Origin of the sequence: Halomonas sp. PA16-9, from assembly GCF_009728585.1 — a bacterium.
Lineage (GTDB): Bacteria > Pseudomonadota > Gammaproteobacteria > Pseudomonadales > Halomonadaceae > Vreelandella > Vreelandella titanicae.
Window position 1 is genome coordinate 521,077 of sequence record NZ_CP040451.1, and the last position, 16,858, is coordinate 537,934.

Genomic DNA, 16,858 nt, shown 5'->3' on the forward strand with positions numbered 1-16,858 from the left:
ACAACATGACTGACCTTTAAAAGCACAGGAAAAATCCAATGAAAATTGCTGTCCCCAAAGAGATCAAAAATCACGAGTATCGCGTGGCCTTAACCCCTACCGGCGCACGGGAATTAGCCGGGCGCGGCCATCAGGTGAGCATTCAGGCCGGAGCCGGTGAAGGTGCAGGCTTTAGCGATGCTGATTTCCAAGCCGCCGGTGCGCACATAGAAGCAGATGTGGACACTTTGTGGCGCAACGCTGAGTTAATCCTCAAGGTGAAAGAGCCGCAGCCGGACGAGGTAGCGCGACTCGCCCCACAGCATACACTGTTCACCTATCTGCACCTGGCCGCCGAAGAGCCCCTTACCCGTGGACTGATGGAGAGCGGTGCCACCTGTATCGCCTACGAAACCATTACCGATGCCCGCGGTGGCCTACCGCTGCTGGCGCCTATGAGCACCGTAGCGGGACGAATGGCGGTGCAGGCTGGGGCCCATAGCCTGGAGAAGGCCCAGGGCGGTGCGGGCGTACTGCTGCCCGGTGTGCCGGGTGTGGCGCCAGGTAAGGTAACCGTGATTGGGGGTGGCGTGGTAGGCGAAAACGCTGCGCGCATGGCGTTAGGGTTAGGCGCGGAAGTTACCATTCTGGATAAGTCGTTAGCGCGGCTTGAAGTGCTGGATGACCGTTACCAGGGGCGCATTAAAACCGTTTACTCCACCGCAGACGCGCTGGAAACGGCCACCCGTGAGTCTGACATGATCATTGGCGCGGTGCTGGTGCCCGGCGCCGCTGCGCCAAAACTAATCACTCGCAGTATGCTGGCTGATATGAAGCCTGGCAGTGTACTGGTCGATGTTGCCATCGATCAGGGCGGCTGTTTTGAAACCAGCAAGCCCACCACTCATGCCGAACCGACCTATATCGTCGATGGGGTGGTGCACTACTGTGTGGCCAATATGCCCGGCGCGGTAGCACGTACGTCCACCCAGGGGCTGACCAACGCCACGCTGCCCTTTGTACTCGCCCTGGCAGATAAGGGCTGGCAGCAGGCGCTGTATGACGACCCACACTTTCTCCCGGGCCTTAACGTGCACGCGGGGCAAGTCACCTACCAGGCCGTAGCGGATGCCTTTGGGCTGGAAAGTATCGACCCTGCGAGCGTTGTTGGCAGCTAAACTGTTGAAAGCTAGCTGTCGGCGGCTAATTAATTAGTCGCATCCGGGGCTGGCGTTAGTTCAGTAGTGGGGCGGAAGTTCATCCTCGGGGCGCTGGCGCCCTGGGGTTCGCTTGCCTGGAGTGCCTGGTGCTGCTCACGCAGGCGTTCGCGCATTAGGCCGCTGAGTTGCTCCAGTTTCTCCAGGCGGCGCTCCTGTTGTACCACCGCTTGATCCAGGGTATCCAGCCAGTGCTCTTGATGGGCTATGCGACTCTCTAAAGATTCAAGACGTTGAGCCAGGTCAACAGGCGATAATTCATGTGTCATGATAACATTGCAGCCTTATGTAGTAGTATGCCGGTGCTATTGGGAATGGGCCTGATAGTGCGGGTATTGTCCTTCGTCTGTTACCCATACAACAAGAGAGCTTTTTTTTTCTATGAACCCAAAAGTTGTGTTTCGCTGTTTCTTAATCAGTGTATTACTTGCCGCCCCCACGCCACTTTTGCTGGCGGGGATTGTTCATTTAACCGATAGTGCCCTCGCCGAGCTGTGGATGGCCGAGTTGGCAATCAGTGGAGTTAGCGGTGTCTATATTGCCGTTGCGATAGGTAGTTTTATTGTTCTGTGTATTGGCACATTAGCGTCTGCCGCTTTTGCGCCCTCGATCGTGGTGGCGTCCGATGCTGTGGTTCGTCCCAAGCCAGCAACGCGCCAACCCCAAGCGGCTGCACCGTTGGACGATGATGAGGAGGAAGACATCATCGATCCTAACGATGGCCGCGAAGAGGGTGAAGTAAAGTGGTTCAATACCAACAAAGGCTACGGTTTTATTACCCGCGATAATGGCGAAGATGTGTTTGTACACTTCCGTGCCATTCGTGGTCGTGGCCCGCGTATGTTGGCAGAAGGCCAAATCGTGCGTTATCACGTGATTAAAAATGAGCGTGGTTTGCAGGCCGACGATGTCAGTATTATTGAGTGAGCCCAACGGCTAGTTAAATTGATCGTTGGATAGTAACGACCCCGCTTCGGCGGGGTCGTTTACGTTTAAAGCGCTCGATTAACGCCCTGAATCGGGCCACTCTATTGCCCCTTCTTTGCCACCGGGCAACACTTGCCAGAAGCGGTCAGGGTCATCACCGGGGTGCCAGCCACCCAGTGAGCAACGTATTTCGGTTTGCAACGCTTCCGCGGCCTGTTGGGCACACTCTTGGTCGGTCATCCACGGCGTGTGGTTGCTATCAAACCATAGGCTGGCAAAGCCATCAGCGGCTTTGTCTACCAGCAATACCGGCACGCAGTCACCCTGGTATTGGCCGCGGGTTTGCCATTTACCTTTGCCTGCGGGGCTCAGCGGTGGCGCGATTAGTGCGCTTTTCAACCACTCATTGAGCGCATCAAGCGACACGCTGGCTAGGTAAATCTCTATATCGGGGTAACGCTCCATCATAGGTTTACCTCACCGGAGGAGAGTAGCGCTTGCAGCGTCGCTTCGTAAATCCGGCTTAAGTCGTCCAGATCGCTGGCGCGAACGCGCTCATTGACCTTGTGGATGGTGTCGTTGAGCGGGCCTAGCTCGACCACTTGAGCGCCAAGGGTGGCGATAAAGCGGCCATCCGAGGTGCCGCCGCTGGTAGAGAGCGCCGGGCGCTCGCCGGTCACCGCTTCAACGCCTTTAATGGCGGCGTCAACCAGCGCGCCTTCCGCGGTTAAAAACGGCTCGCCGTTGAGCGTCCAGTCTATCTGATATTCCAATCCATGCTGGTCGAGAATGGTTTCCGTGCGCGCTTTGAGCTCATCAGAGGTCACCTCGGTGGAGAAGCGAAAGTTAAACACCACTTCCACGTCGCCAGGGATCACGTTGGTCGCCCCGGTGCCTGCGCGCAGATTGGAAATCTGAAAGCTGGTGGCGGGAAAAAAGTCGTTGCCCGCGTCCCAGTGCTCGTTGACCAGCGCATCCAGCGCTGGCATGGCCTGGTGGATGGGATTGCGCGCTAAATGCGGATAGGCCACGTGACCCTGCACGCCTTTAATGTGCAGCGTGGCGCCCAGTGAGCCGCGACGACCGTTTTTGATCACATCGCCCAGGCGCGTGGTCGAGGATGGTTCGCCGACAATGCAGTAGTCGAGCCGTTCATTACGCTCGCGCAGGTGCTCGACCACCGCGCGGGTGCCGTCGACTGCCGGGCCTTCTTCATCGGAGGTGATCAGAAAAGCAATACGGCCATCGTGATTCGGGTGGTTGGCCACAAAGCGCTCAACGGCGGTCAGCATTGAGGCTAAGCTGCCTTTCATATCCGCCGCGCCACGTCCGCACAGCATGCCCTCATCATCAATGCAGGGCTCAAACGGTGGGTACTGCCAGTTGGTATAGGGGCCGCTGAGCACCACGTCGGTGTGGCCGGCAAAGGCCACCACCGGGCCGTGATGGCCGCGAACCGCCCAGAAATTCTTTACGTCGCCAAACGGTAGCCGCTCAATATGAAAACCGAGCGCTGCTAAGCGCTCGATCATGAGTTCCTGGCAGCCCTCGTCGTCCGGCGTTACCGAGGCCCGGCTGAGCAGCTCAAAGGCGAGCGTGAGCGTCGGCGACAGTCCTTCAGGTTCAGTTGTGGGCATGCAGCGCCTCGTTCAGGGCGATAGCACTTTTATTGGTCAAGCACTCAATGCGGCCATTCTGGGAGTTGCGGCGCCATAGCTGATCGTCTTGCCCGGCCAGCTCGCGGGCGGCAACGGTGTTCACTTCCTGGCCCTGATCATCCAGTAAGGTCACTTTGGAGCCAGCGGTGATATACAGCCCTGCTTCTACCGTGCAGCGGTCACCCAGGGGAATGCCGATGCCTGCGTTGGCGCCGATCAAGCAGCCTTCCCCGACCTTAATGACGATATTGCCACCGCCAGAGAGAGTGCCCATGGTGGAGCAGCCGCCGCCCAAGTCGGAGCCTTTGCCGACCATCACGCCGGCTGAGATGCGGCCTTCGATCATGCCGGGGCCTTCGGCGCCCGCATTGAAGTTGACAAAGCCTTCGTGCATGACGGTAGTGCCTTCGCCCAGGTAAGCACCCAGACGTACGCGGGCGGTGTCGGCAATGCGGATACCGGTAGGCACCACGTAGTCAGTCATTTTGGGGAATTTATCGACACAGTCGACGGACAGCGCGCGGCCCGCCATACGTGCCTTCAAGCGGCGCGTAGGCAGCTCTTCAATGTCGATGGCGCCTTCGTTGGTCCAGGCAATATTGCGCAGAAGGCCAAACATGCCGGTGAGATCGAGACCGTGAGGTTTGACCAAGCGGTGGGACAGCAGATGCAGCTTTAAATACACCTCTGGCGCGGTTTGTGGCGCTTCGTCGCTCTCCAGGAACATCGCGACCAGGGGGCGCTGGCTGACAGAGAGCGCTTCGGCAAGCTCTGCCTGGGCGGAGTGCCCCGCGGCTTCTAACGCTTTAGCCAGGCGTGTGCAGTCTTCGGGCAAAAAGCTGATGGCGGCGTTGCCTTGGGGGGCGTCCAGAGCTTGTTTGGCGGCTTCCACCAGGCTGGCGGGTGGGTTGAGCAGCGGCGCCGGGTAGTAGATTTCCAGCCAGTCGCCCTGGGTGTTTTGGGTGCCGATTCCAAGCGCAAAGCTCAGCATAAGAAGGTGTCCTGTAGTGATAAATAGTGAAGAAAAGCAGGCAAAGCCAAGGTGCCTAGTTGCTTAAGTGATTAGTTTCTCAAGTATCTAGTTGCTGAAGCACTTAGCCACTTGAGTACTTAGCCGAGCTTGTCGTAATCGCCCTCGCGGTAGCCGACTAAGATAGTGGAGTCGTCTACTTCGAGCAGCGGCCGCTTCAGCAGTGTGGGGTATTTCATCAGTAGCTGGCGGGCCGAGTTGGCGTCGTAATCTTTTTCCTCATCGGAAAGTTCGCGCCAGGTTTTGCTACGTTTGTTAATGACTTCCACAAGCGGCACGCGATGTAAAATGTGTTCTAGTAGCGCAGCAGATAGACCATCTTTGCGCAGATCGTGGGTTTTATACAGCAGCGCTTTCTCATCCAACGCTTTACGCGCTTTGCGGCAGGTATCGCAGTTATCGATGATATACAGCGTCAGCATACGACCTCCTGAGAATGTTGAACCAGAGAATGTGGAATAAGTTAACCGCGCTCGATGAGATGGCGAATTCGTTGGGCGGCTTCAAGGGTGGGCGCTAGCTCAGCCACCAGCGCTAGGCGCAAACGCCCTGAGCCGGGGTTAACGCCACTTTCACCCCTGCGTCCCATTAGGCTGCCGGGCAGTACGCTAACGTGCTGTTCGGCAAACAGCCTCTGCGTGAAGGCGATATCGTCGCCACCGGGCACCGCAGGCCATAGGTAAAAGCTAGCTTGTGGCGCGGGAAAATCCATGACTGGGGCAAGCACCTGGGTGACCGCGCTAAATTTTTCGCGGTAGGCGTCGCGGTTGGCGCGTACGTGCTGCTCGTCCTGCCAGGCGGCGATAGAGGCGTGCTGCAACGGCAGCGACATGGCACAGCCATGGTAAGTGCGGTAGCGCTTAAACGGTGTGAGCAGTGCCGCATCCCCCGCCACAAAGCCCGAGCGCAGGCCCGGCAAGTTGGAGCGCTTGGAGAGCGAGTGAAACACCACGCAGCGCCGGTAATCATCACGACCCAGCTCGGCGCAGGCTTGCAGCAACCCGGTGGTGGGGCTGTTTCGTCAAGGTAGAGCTCCGAGTAACACTCGTCCGAGGCGATAATAAAGTCGTGTTCGTCGGCGAGGGCAATCAGCTGCTTAAATTCATCAAGGGACGTGACTGCACCGGTGGGGTTGCCCGGCGAGCAGATAAAAACGATTTGCACGTCGCGCCACGTCGCGGCGGGCACGGCGTTAACGTCAGGTCGAAAATTGTTCTCAGCGGTACAGTCTAAATAGAGCGGCTCACCGCCTGCCAGCAGCGTCGCACCTTCGTAGATTTGATAAAACGGATTGGGCACCGCGACTTTCGCCGGGCGGGTGCGATCCAGCGCCGCCTGCACAAAGGCAAAAATGGCTTCCCGAGTGCCGTTAACGGGCACCACGTGCCGTTCGCTGTCGAGTTCGCGCAGTTGAAAGCGTTGGCTTGCCCAGTTGGCGATGGTTTGGCGGAGCGCTGGCAGGCCATTGGTCGCGGGATAACGGGCCATTTCCAGCTGGTGCGCCACCAGCGCTTCAAGCGCCGCAGGAAAGGGCGCGTGCTGGGGTTCGCCAATGGTCAGCGGAATATGCGCCAAGTCAGCTGGGGGCGTTAATGCGGCCTTCAGCGCGGCCAGCTTTTCAAACGGGTAAGGATGCAGGGCGTCGAGGTCGGCGTTCATGATGTGTCCGTTGATGGCTGGCGGCGTAAACCGTCGATTATAGGCAAGGCCCGGTGCAGGCTCAAACCTAACGAGGGTGTGATTTTGCAATGAATACTTTTACAGACACTCGATAGACGGGAGCGAGGGTAGGTTGGAGCGAGGGTCTTTCGCCATGGCCGGAAAAAATTCCTGACAATTCCGGCATTTCCGCCATCCCTGGCGGTCAGATGGCGAAAGTAGCGCCCCTGGAGGGGTTCACAGCGCCCTCGCGGAAACCTACCCTCGCCCCCAGGCTTGGCACTACAATCTCTGCATCAGCCTCGGGGTTCGGTGAATTATCTTTTAAACGCCCAACACTTCAATCAGACGTTCGCGCAGCTGCTGCTGGCGCTCGGGGTCAGTCAGCGGTTCGCCTGCTTTGGTGGTAATAAAAAAGACGTCTTCTACCCGCTCGCCGAGGGTGGCGATTTTTGCCGCGGACAGCGAGATGTCCTGCTCCATAAAGATACGTCCCACCCGGGCCAGCAGGCCGGGGCGGTCGGGAGCCGTTAGCTCCAGCAGCGTGCGCTCATTGGCCGGATCCTGCTCAATCAGCACCTCCGTGGGTACCTTGAAATGCTTGAGCTGGCGCGGCGTGTGGCGGGTGACGATATCCGGGTAGTCGTCAGGGTCATCGAGCTCTTCCACCAGGTGCCGGCGCATCTCTTCGATGTGGCCTGGGTCACGTATGGGCTGACCATGGCTGTCGAGCACAATAAAGGTGTTTAGCGTCCAATCGTTGTGGGAGGTCGCAATGCGCGCATCGTGAATCGACAGGCCCAACTGCTCCATGGCAGCGGCGGTAGCAGCGAAAAGGTCGTCCACCGAACGGGTGTGGATAAACACTTTGGTGCCGCCTTCGGACATGTCCGCAGTAGGTGCGCTGATCAACACCAACGGCAGCGGCGACTGGTTGTGATTGAGAATGCCCTGGGTCTGCCAAACGATTTCGCTGGGGGCGTACTGCAGGAAGTAGTCTTCCCCTAGCGATTCCCAAAGATGATCGATTTGCTCACGATTAACGCCGATGGTTTGCAGCAAAGAGCGTGCTTCGGTGCGCGTTTCCCGCACCCAGTCGTCGCGGTCGGGCGGATTATTCAGGCCGCGGCGCAGGGCACGCTTGGTTTCGGCGTACAGCTGGCGCAGCAGCGACGCCCGCCAACCGTTCCACAGCGTGGGGTTAGTGGCATTGATGTCGGCCACGGTGAGCACGTAAAGGTAGTCCAGGCGCGTTTCGTTACGCACGATCAAGGCAAAATCACGAATCACATCGGGGTCGCTGATATCGCGCTTTTGCGCGGTCATCGACATCAATAGATGGTGTTCAACCAGCCAGCTGACCAGGTTAGTGTCGTGGGGCGAGACGTGGTGGCGCTGGCAAAAATGCTCAACGTCCCGGGCGCCAATTTCCGAGTGGTCGCCGCCGCGGCCCTTGCCAATGTCGTGAAACAGCCCGGCGATCCACAGCAGGTCGAGCTTGGGCAACTGCTGCATCAATGCCACCGCCACAGGAAAGTCACCCTTCGCTTCCGGTTTGCGGAAATTGTGCAGAAATTTGAGCAGCAGCAGGGTGTGGGCATCAACTGTGTAAATGTGGAAAAGGTCGTGCTGCATCAGCCCTATAGCGCGGCCAAATTCGGGCAGGTATTTGCCCAGAATCCCGTAGCGGTTCATGCGCCGCAACTGGCGGGGTACATTGCCGGGGGCGCGCAGAATAGCCATAAAGAGCCGCTGGTGGCGCGGGTCTTCCCGGTAGTGGTCGTCAATCTGGTGGCGATGATCGCGAATTAGTCGGATGGTATCGGCACGCACTCCTTCGATTTCGGGGTGCTTGGCCATCAGCAGGAATAGCTCCAGCATCGCCGCAGGGCGTTCACGGAAAAGTGTCCGCGAGCGCACCTGGATATAGCCGCCTTTGGTCTCGAAGCGCTCGTTGAGCTTGACGGTTTCCAGCGCTTCTTTGCCGCGCAGGATGACCTCGTCAAAGTGCTGCAGCAGCATATCGTTGAGACCTGCCAGCGCGGTGACGTGCCGGTAGTAGCGCTTCATAAACTGCTCAACCGCCAGACGTTCGGGCGTATCGCGAAAGCCGAACATTTCGGCGATGGTGCGCTGGTGGTCAAACAGCAGGCGATCTTCGGCGCGGTCGGTAAGCATATGCAGGGCATAGCGCACCTGCCACAAGAACGCCTGCCCCTGGCTTAAAATGCGCAGTTCGGCATCGTTCATAAAGCCGTTGGCGACGATATCGGTGTACTGCTCGGTACCGAAGTGGCGCTTGGCTACCCAGCCAATCATCTGGATGTCGCGCAGCCCGCCGGGGGAGCTTTTGAGGTTCGGCTCTAAGTGGTACTCGGAGTTGTTGTAGCGGTAGTGACGGGAAATCTGCTCCTGCCACTTGGCTTCAAAAAAGCGGTCGGCGGGCCAAATATGTTCGGCGCTGAGGCGTTCGCGCATCGCTTCGCGCAGGCTTTCTGGTCCCGCAATCAGGCGAGATTCGAGCAGGTTGGTAATCACCGTGACATCCGCTTCGGCTTCCCGCTCGCAGTCGCTAAGCGAGCGAACGCTATGACCAATTTCCAGGCCAATATCCCACAAGAAGGTGATAAAAGCGGTCAGCGGTTCGCGATAGGCGGTGTCGTCGTCCTGCTCCAATAGCAGCAGCAGATCGATATCCGAGTGGGGGTGTAGCTCACCACGGCCATAACCGCCTACCGCCACCAGCGCAATTCCATCATCGGGCCACTCATGTTGCGCCCAGGCAATCGCCAGCAGCTGATCCAGGTACCAGGCGCGGCCGCGCACAAGGTCGCGAATGTCTGCACCGGCGCGAAACTGGTCGTCCAGGCGCGCTTGTAGCTCGCGCAGCGCGGCCTTGAAGGGCGCCACCGGCGAGCGAGATCCGGCAAGCTCAGTGCGGAAAAGATCCAGGTCGTAAAGCGTGGTGTCCGGCTCAAACCGGTGGTGGTGTAGTAGCATCAGTTGGGTAGAAAACTGAAGTCTTCATCGCCACGCGCGGTCAGTACTTCTACACCGCCCTCGGTCACCAGCAGCGTATGTTCCCACTGCGCTGAAAGGCTGCGATCTTTGGTAACGGCGGTCCAGCCATCGCGTAGCACCTTGGTTTTATACCCGCCGACGTTAATCATCGGCTCGATGGTAAAGCACATGCCTGCGGCGAGCTTAATGTCGGCATCCGGTGCATAACCATCATAGTGAAGGAACTGGGGCTCTTCGTGGAACTCGGCGCCGATGCCGTGGCCGCAGAAGTCGCGCACGACGGAGTAGCCGTTGCTTTCGGCATGTTTTTGAATCACGCGGGCAAGCTCCGAGAGGCGCACGCCAGGCTTCACTCGCTCGATGCTTTTATACAGGCATTCCTGAGTAATGCGACACAGCCGTTCGCCCTGAATCGTCTCACCCACTACGAACATCACGCTGGAGTCGCCGTGATAGCCGTCGGTGGTCTTAACGGTGATATCCAGGTTCATGATATCGCCATTTTTAAGCTTCTTGGCGTCGTCGGGGATGCCGTGGCACACCACATGGTTGATCGACGTGCAGGTCGCCTTGGGAAAACCATGGTAGTTCAGCGGTGCAGGGGTCGAGCCCAGCTCGTTAACAATATACTCATGACAGAGACGGTCAATTTCCCCCGTGCTAATGCCTGCCTGGATGTGGGGGGTGATCATTTCAATCACGCTAGCCGCTTGGCGCCCGGCTTCGCGCATGTGTTCGATTTCAGAAGGCGTCTTGATAGGAACGTTCATGAATGCTCGATATGAATGCAGAATGGAAAATTGAATGGCGCAATTTAAGACCGTCAAACGGGGTGCGACTTCATCTTGGCAATGATCTATGGTATAAAGCCGCGCGCTTTCCTGCAATCGTGATTCCGAGCTTCTTGGCTGGGAAGTACGCAGTAGGGCAGGGCGATGAATCCGCAGCGTGCTCGACTTACGGGCGCGATGCTTACTATCAAGCCTTAAAAACACACATGCACCGGCACATGGTCCCGGGTGCCGCTGGCAGCGTCTAACGTGGTCAACGGTCGGATCCATGGGGTGCGTGGAGGCCTAACCCGAGTTTTAGGAGTTCTACCATGTCTCACGTTAATATGCGTGACCTGCTTAAAGCAGGTGCTCACTTCGGCCACCAGACCAAGTACTGGAACCCGAAGATGAGCAAATTTATCTTCGGCGCGCGCAACAAGATTCACATCATCAACCTTGAGCACACCCTTCCGGCGCTGAACGAAGCGATCGATGTGGTCGAGAAGATGGCGGCATCCAACAACAAAATTTTGTTTGTTGGCACCAAGCGCAGCGCTAGCAAGGTAATTAAAGAAGAAGCTAACCGTGCTGGTCAGCCTTTCGTCAACCATCGCTGGTTGGGCGGCATGTTGACTAACTTCAAGACCATCCGTCAGTCCATTAAGCGTCTGCGTGATCTTGAAACCATGCGCGAAGACGGCACGTTCGAGAAGCTGACCAAGAAAGAAGTCTTGATGGCGACTCGCGAGCAGGACAAACTTGAGCGTTCTATCGGCGGTATCAAGAACATGGGCGGCCTACCGGACGCACTGTTCGTGATCGACGTTGACCACGAGCGCATCGCGATCAACGAAGCCAACAAGCTGGGCATCCCGGTTATCGGCGTGGTGGATACTAACTCCAACCCCGATGGCGTTGACTACGTAATTCCCGGCAACGATGACTCTATCCGCGCTATCCAGATCTACGTAAAAGCGATTGCGGATGCGTGTGGCCGTGCCAAAGAAGCCAACGCTCAAGAGTTTGTTGAAGTGACCGAAGAGGCCGCTGCAGCTGAAGACAACACTGCCGCTGAGTAATCGCAGCAGTGGGTGCGGTGAGCAGGTGTGCCGCATCAAGATAAAGGGGGCTTTGCCCCTTTTTCCCGCTACAGATGAACTGTCTGAGCGGACGAATTTGCCGGCACTCAATACCGGCCCCGTAATACAGAGAGACATAGGGCAGCGTGATACATGATGGTCATTTATCATGCCTATACTCTGTGTTGCGTCTAACTCTCATAGAACCATTTCAGAGGTGAATTCTCATGGCAGCTATCAGCGCCTCTCAGGTCAAGGAACTTCGCGAACGTACCGGTCTCGGCATGATGGAGTGTAAAAAAGCACTCACCGAAGCCGACGGTGATATCGAAGTTGCGATTGAAAACCTGCGCAAAAGCTCCGGCCTAAAAGCAGCGAAGAAAGCCGATCGTATCGCCGCAGAAGGTGTAGTGGTTACGCGTGTAGCGGAAGACGGCAGCTACGGCGTAATGGTTGAAATCAACTCCGAGACCGACTTTGTTGCTCGTGATGACAACTTCATCGCGTTTGCTGACAAAATCGCCGGTGCTTTCTTCACCGCGAAAAGCGAAGATGTTGCCGCCGTTATGGCTGGCGAACTGGAAACTGCCCGCGAGCAGTTGGTTCAGAAAATCGGTGAGAATATCGGTGTGCGTCGTGCCATCGTAGTGAACGCTGTTGACGGTGGTCTGGTAGGCGAGTACGTCCACGGTGGCCGCATTGGCGTTCTGACCGTGCTAACAGGCGGCAATTCGCAAGTCGCGAAAGACGTTGCAATGCACGTGGCGGCGATCAACCCTGCGGTTGCGCATCCTGCCGATATGCCCCAAGAGCAGTTGGATCAGGAAAAAGCGATTATTCTGGCGCAGCCGGATATGGCCGGTAAGCCGGAGCAGATCGCAGAGAAAATGGTTCAGGGCCGCTTGAAAAAGTACTTGGCAGAAAACAGCCTGACCGAGCAGCCGTTTGTTAAAGACCCGAACCAGACTGTGGCTGAGTACGTGAAAGCCGCAGGCGGCGAAGTGGTAAGCTTCACACGCTTTGAAGTTGGTGAAGGTATCGAGAAAGAAGAAGTCGACTTCGCTAAAGAAGTTATGGAACAGGCTGGCCGTCGCTGAGGTCAGAGGTTTCAGAAAAAAGATGGCGTGCGCGTGAGCGCACGCCTTCGCGTATCCGGCCCCTGTATAACCGGTGTTAGTTAGCCGACCCTGATAACGGGTTTATACAGCGGGGCTGCCCCGCCTGCCTGTTTACAGGTCTGCCTCAGGAGAGATGCCATGTCGCGTGATGTTCAAGAACCTACCCCCCATGTAGCACCCAGCAAGGCTGAGGGCTCGAAGTCAAAATACAAACGTATTTTGCTCAAGCTTTCTGGCGAAGCGCTGATGGGTGAACACGATTTTGGTATTGACCCTAAAGTGCTTGACCGGATGGCGTTGGAGATCGGCCAGCTCGTCGGTATTGGGGTACAGGTAGGCATCGTGATTGGCGGTGGTAACTTGTTTCGCGGTGCGGCGCTCAATGAGGCTGGCATGGATCGCGTCACCGGTGACCATATGGGCATGCTGGCGACCGTAATGAATGCGCTGGCAATGCGTGATGCGCTAGAGCGCTCCAATATCCGCTCGCGCGTGATGTCGGCTATCCCAATGAGCGGCGTTGTAGAGCACTACGACCGTCGCACGGCCATTCGCTACTTAACCTCCGGGACGTAGTGCTGTTCTCTGCAGGCACAGGCAACCCCTTCTTCACCACCGATTCTGCAGCTTGTTTGCGCGGCATTGAGGTGGACGCCGACGTAGTGATCAAGGCGACCAAAGTCGATGGCGTCTACAATAAAGACCCGGTAAAACATCCGGATGCGGTGAAGTACGACCAGCTCTCTTACGACGACGCCCTGGATCAAAAATTGGGCGTTATGGATTTGACCGCTATCTGCCTGGTACGTGACCATAATATGCCGGTGCGGGTATTTGATATGAATAAGCCTGGCGCCCTACTGAATATGGTCGTAGGGGGCAAGGAAGGCACGCTGATATACAGAGGGTAATGACGTGATCAACGATATTAAGAAAGATGCCGATTCGCGCATGCAAAAAAGCGTTGAGGCGCTGCATAGCAACTTCAATAAAATTCGTACCGGTCGTGCTCACCCGAGCATTTTAGACGCCGTTACCGTGGACTATTACGGCAGCCAGGTACCGCTTAGCCAAGTGGCATCGGTCAACGTTGAGGACGCTCGCACGCTGACGATTGCGCCGTGGGAGCAGGGCATGGTGCAGAAGATCGAAAAGGCCATCATGACCTCTGATCTTGGCTTGAACCCGGCCAGTGCAGGCAACGTGATCCGTGTGCCAATGCCGATGCTCACCGAAGAGACCCGCAAAGGTTATATCAAGCAGGCGCGTAGCGAAGCTGAAAACGCTCGCGTTGCCGTGCGTAACGTACGTCGTGATGCTAACGGTGATTTCAAGTCGTTGTTAAAAGATAAAGAGATTACCGAAGACGATCAGCGTGAAGGCGAAGATGCGATTCAAAAGCTGACCGACAAGTATATTGCTGAGATCGATAAAGCGCTGACTGCAAAAGAGCAGGATCTCATGCAGGTATAAACCTGTGCTTATTCAGCCGCGGGCAGCTTTGGCTGCCCGTTTTGCCACACTCTGGCTGGTTTTTTTATGACTGACCTTTGGTGCGAGAATCCATGACGTCACCGCAGCTTCCTGAAAAACAGCCGGACGACGCCAGCGCGTCTTCTCTGGCCGGGGAGGCCCCGCCGTCTCACGTTGCCATCATTATGGATGGCAATAACCGCTGGGCGCGTGCGCGCGGGCTTTCGGGGGTGCGTGGGCACCGGGCTGGGGTGGAAACCGTTCGTGCGGTGATTCAGCGAGCCGCCGAGCGCGAGGTGCAAACCCTCAGCCTGTTTGCTTTCTCCAGCGAAAACTGGAAGCGTCCGGCCGCAGAGGTCAACGCCTTGATGGAGCTGTTTTTGATGGCGCTTAAGCGTGAAGTCAAAAAGCTCAATGAGCGTAATGTGCGCCTCTCGATCATTGGCGAACAGCGGGGTTTTTCCCACGCCATCCAAAAGCATATTCAGCGTGCTGAAGCGTTAACCGCGGACAATACAGGGATGCATCTGGTGATTGCCGCCAACTATGGGGGGCAGTGGGATATCGCACGGGCGGCGCGCACCTTAGCCGAGCAGGTGGCGGCTGGGGAGTTATCGCCTGAGCAAATCGATGAAGCGTGCTTCGACACTGCAATGGGGACTGATGACGTGCCGCCGGTGGATCTGTGTATACGTACCAGTGGTGAGCAGCGGCTATCCAACTTTATGCTTTGGCAGTTGGCCTATGCTGAGCTGCACTTTTCCCCGCTGCTATGGCCCGATTTCGGTGCGGATGCGTTTGATGCGGCATTAAACGACTTCTGCCAGCGCCGTCGTCGCTTTGGCATGACGGACGAACAAATAGAGGCGCAGGGTGCTTAAACAGCGGATTATCACCGCAGCCTGGCTAGCACCCCTGGTGCTGGCTGGCCTGTTTGGTTTAGACGGCGGCGCTTTTGCGCTATTTACGGCGTTGATGGTGCTACTCGCCACTTGGGAGTGGGCCAATCTGGCGGGCGTTACCCGTACCGCACAGCGTGCTCAGCTAGTGGCCGTGATGGCGGTGTTGATGCTGGTCATGTGGCTGGCCGGAGTCGCCACATCAATATGGCCGCTTTGGTTCTCTGCTGCCGGTTGGCTGGTGAATCTCTACTGGGTAACCCGCTACCCTGCGGCGGGTGAGCAGTGGCAGTCCACCGTGCGGCGCCTGGCGATGGGCCTGTGGGTGCTATTGCCCTGCTGGGTGGGCTTTAACGTTCTGCGTGACATCGGTATGGCTTGGCTGCTGTTTGTGCTGCTGCTGGTTTGGTGCGCGGATATCGGCGCCTACTTTGTGGGCGACACTGGGGCAAGCGCAAATTGGCTCCCCACGTGAGCCCTGGAAAATCATGGGAAGGCGTATACGGCGGCTTAGCGGCGACCACTATTCTGGCTATTCTCTTTGCGCTGTGGTTGCCGCTGGGCCTGGTGGGTGGAATTACCCTGATACTCATCACCGCCGTGGTCACTTTGGCCTCTGTGCTGGGGGATCTACTGGAAAGCATGCTCAAGCGCCATCGTAATATCAAAGATTCGAGCCAGTTGCTGCCCGGCCATGGCGGTGTGCTGGATCGCATTGATAGCCTCACCGCGGCGATACCGCTGTTTGCACTGTTCTATGTGGAAGTACTGGTTGAGGTGTTTGCTCGGGTGCCGCCGCTATGAGCCAACTCGCTAATAGGCAACGTGTGACCGTGCTCGGCTCGACAGGTTCTGTGGGCACTAGCACGCTGGATGTGATTAGTCGCCACCCAGACCGCTATTGCGTGCATGCCCTGACCGCGCACACCTCAAAAGAGGCTCTGCTAGCGCAGTGCTTGGCGCATCGCCCTGCGGTCGCCGTGTTGGATAATGAAGCCGATGCCGCTTGGCTGCGCCAAGAACTTAAGCGGCGGGCTGGGCAGTCAACTGACGTGAGCGCAGGCCCAGAGGCGCTGTGCGATGTTGCCCGGGACGCCAGCGTCGACTGCGTAATGGCGGCCATTGTCGGCTCGGCGGGCTTACTGCCTGCCCTAGCCGCTGCGGAAGCAGGCAAGCGCGTGTTACTGGCCAATAAGGAGGCGCTGGTGATGAGCGGCGCGCTGTTTATGGAGGCCGTTTCCCGCTCTGGCGCAACATTACTACCGATTGATTCCGAACATAATGCCATTTACCAGTGTCTACCTGCGGAGCACCGCGGCGGACTTGCCAAGCACGGCGTTCGTCAACTGCTGCTAACGGCCTCTGGCGGGCCGTTTCGTACCTGGAGCCAGGCGGAAATCAATAATGTCACTCCCGAACAGGCCTGCGCTCACCCGAACTGGTCAATGGGACGTAAAATATCGGTGGATAGCGCCACACTGATGAATAAAGGGCTAGAGCTTATTGAAGCCTGCTGGCTGTTTGATGCCACGCCCGAACAAATCCAGGTGGTGGTGCACCCTCAAAGCGTGATTCACTCCATGGCGGCGTATCAAGATGGTTCGGTGATTGCACAGTTGGGTAATCCTGATATGCGCATCCCCATCGCCTACGGGCTAGCGTGGCCGGAGCGCATTGATTCCGGGGTTGAGACACTGGATCTTTTTCAGGTGGCGCGGCTTGATTTTGAAGCCCCCGATGAAACTCGCTTCCCCTGTTTAGGGCTTGCCCGTGAAGCGATGCGGCAAGGTGGCATGGCACCCGTTGTGCTCAACGCTGCCAATGAGGTTGCAGTTGAAGCATTCCTACAGCGTCGAATCGGCTTTACAGCCATTGGGCAACTGGTCGCCGACGTCTTGTCGCGCCCCTATCAAGGCCGTGTTGATAGCCTTGATAGCGTATTAGCAACGGATCAGTGGGCGCGACAGCAGGCGCTGGAACTGGTAACAAAATGATACGCTTAAGCATTCGCTGGGCTGGTCGTTA

General features: G+C 57.3%; 14 protein-coding genes and 4 pseudogenes. 10 read left to right on the top strand and 8 right to left on the bottom strand.

All coding sequences use genetic code 11. The features are described from left to right. Window positions 1-38: 38 nt before the first annotated feature. Complete coding sequence (ald, locus tag FDY98_RS02475) at window positions 39-1,157, top strand: alanine dehydrogenase (protein ID WP_027957758.1); 1,119 nt, start codon at window positions 39-41, stop codon at window positions 1,155-1,157. 60 nt (window positions 1,158-1,217) lie between these two features. Here the strand turns inward: ald and FDY98_RS02480 are convergent. Next, window positions 1,218-1,465 (bottom strand): annotated as a pseudogene (locus FDY98_RS02480) (SlyX family protein). Window positions 1,466-1,577: 112 nt separating this feature from the next. On the opposite strand from FDY98_RS02480, the gene FDY98_RS26585 reads away from it, so the two are divergent. Continuing rightward, window positions 1,578-2,123, top strand: coding sequence for a cold-shock protein (locus tag FDY98_RS26585; protein ID WP_022520199.1), 546 nt, complete (start codon window positions 1,578-1,580; stop codon window positions 2,121-2,123). A 78-nt stretch (window positions 2,124-2,201) separates the two neighbouring features. On the opposite strand, the gene FDY98_RS02490 is transcribed toward FDY98_RS26585, so the two are convergent. The 7 genes and pseudogenes from FDY98_RS02490 to map all read right to left on the bottom strand — a co-directional run bounded on the left by FDY98_RS02490 (window position 2,202) and on the right by map (window position 10,261). Then, window positions 2,202-2,591, bottom strand: coding sequence for a hypothetical protein (locus tag FDY98_RS02490; RefSeq protein ID WP_009288622.1), 390 nt, complete (start codon window positions 2,589-2,591; stop codon window positions 2,202-2,204). After that, complete coding sequence (gene dapE, locus FDY98_RS02495; protein WP_027957760.1) at window positions 2,588-3,760, bottom strand: succinyl-diaminopimelate desuccinylase; 1,173 nt, start codon at window positions 3,758-3,760, stop codon at window positions 2,588-2,590. The genes FDY98_RS02490 and dapE overlap by 4 nt, the downstream gene beginning before the upstream one ends. Beyond that, a complete protein-coding gene (dapD, locus tag FDY98_RS02500) occupies window positions 3,747-4,772 on the bottom strand; it encodes a 2,3,4,5-tetrahydropyridine-2,6-dicarboxylate N-succinyltransferase (RefSeq protein WP_027957761.1) in 1,026 nt (341 codons plus the stop codon). Before dapD ends, dapE begins: the two co-directional genes overlap by 14 nt. Window positions 4,773-4,891: 119 nt before the next feature. Beyond that, window positions 4,892-5,233, bottom strand: a complete 342-nt coding sequence (locus tag FDY98_RS02505) for a Spx/MgsR family RNA polymerase-binding regulatory protein (protein WP_022520197.1) — start codon at window positions 5,231-5,233, stop codon at window positions 4,892-4,894. A gap of 41 nt (window positions 5,234-5,274) precedes the next feature. Then, window positions 5,275-6,470 (bottom strand): annotated as a pseudogene (gene dapC / locus FDY98_RS02510) (succinyldiaminopimelate transaminase). A 324-nt stretch (window positions 6,471-6,794) separates the two neighbouring features. Further along, window positions 6,795-9,470: a [protein-PII] uridylyltransferase gene (locus FDY98_RS02515; RefSeq protein ID WP_022520195.1), complete on the bottom strand. Its 2,676-nt coding sequence runs from the start codon at window positions 9,468-9,470 to the stop codon at window positions 6,795-6,797. Beyond that, entirely contained in the window at window positions 9,470-10,261 is a 792-nt protein-coding gene (gene map / locus FDY98_RS02520; protein ID WP_027957763.1) for a type I methionyl aminopeptidase, read from the bottom strand. The genes FDY98_RS02515 and map overlap by 1 nt, the downstream gene beginning before the upstream one ends. A 2-nt stretch (window positions 10,262-10,263) precedes the next feature. On the opposite strand from map, the gene FDY98_RS02525 reads away from it, so the two are divergent. The 8 genes and pseudogenes from FDY98_RS02525 (at window position 10,264) to ispC (ending at window position 16,827) form a co-directional block, all read left to right on the top strand. Continuing rightward, on the top strand, window positions 10,264-10,530 hold the full coding sequence (locus tag FDY98_RS02525) for a hypothetical protein (RefSeq protein WP_027957764.1): 267 nt from the start codon (window positions 10,264-10,266) through the stop codon (window positions 10,528-10,530). A 63-nt stretch (window positions 10,531-10,593) separates the two neighbouring features. After that, window positions 10,594-11,343 (top strand): 30S ribosomal protein S2, encoded by a 750-nt coding sequence (gene rpsB / locus FDY98_RS02530; protein ID WP_009288627.1) that lies wholly within the window; start codon window positions 10,594-10,596, stop codon window positions 11,341-11,343. Between the two features lie 227 nt (window positions 11,344-11,570). Then, the gene (tsf, locus tag FDY98_RS02535; protein ID WP_009288628.1) at window positions 11,571-12,440 is read left to right on the top strand and encodes a translation elongation factor Ts; all 870 of its coding nucleotides are present in this window, start codon (window positions 11,571-11,573) and stop codon (window positions 12,438-12,440) included. 267 nt (window positions 12,441-12,707) lie between these two features. After that, window positions 12,708-13,372, top strand: a pseudogene (gene pyrH / locus FDY98_RS02540) (UMP kinase). Between the two features lie 4 nt (window positions 13,373-13,376). Further along, the gene (gene frr / locus FDY98_RS02545) at window positions 13,377-13,934 is read left to right on the top strand and encodes a ribosome recycling factor (protein WP_009288629.1); all 558 of its coding nucleotides are present in this window, start codon (window positions 13,377-13,379) and stop codon (window positions 13,932-13,934) included. Window positions 13,935-14,026: 92 nt separating this feature from the next. After that, window positions 14,027-14,815 carry a polyprenyl diphosphate synthase gene (gene uppS / locus FDY98_RS02550; RefSeq protein ID WP_022520193.1) on the top strand — a complete coding sequence of 263 codons (789 nt, stop codon included), beginning with the start codon at window positions 14,027-14,029 and terminating at the stop codon, window positions 14,813-14,815. Further along, window positions 14,808-15,637 (top strand): annotated as a pseudogene (locus FDY98_RS02555) (phosphatidate cytidylyltransferase). The gene uppS and the pseudogene FDY98_RS02555 overlap by 8 nt, the downstream one beginning before the upstream one ends. Continuing rightward, window positions 15,634-16,827 (top strand): 1-deoxy-D-xylulose-5-phosphate reductoisomerase, encoded by a 1,194-nt coding sequence (ispC, locus tag FDY98_RS02560; protein WP_027957766.1) that lies wholly within the window; start codon window positions 15,634-15,636, stop codon window positions 16,825-16,827. The pseudogene FDY98_RS02555 and the gene ispC overlap by 4 nt, the downstream one beginning before the upstream one ends. Window positions 16,828-16,858 lie beyond the last annotated feature (31 nt).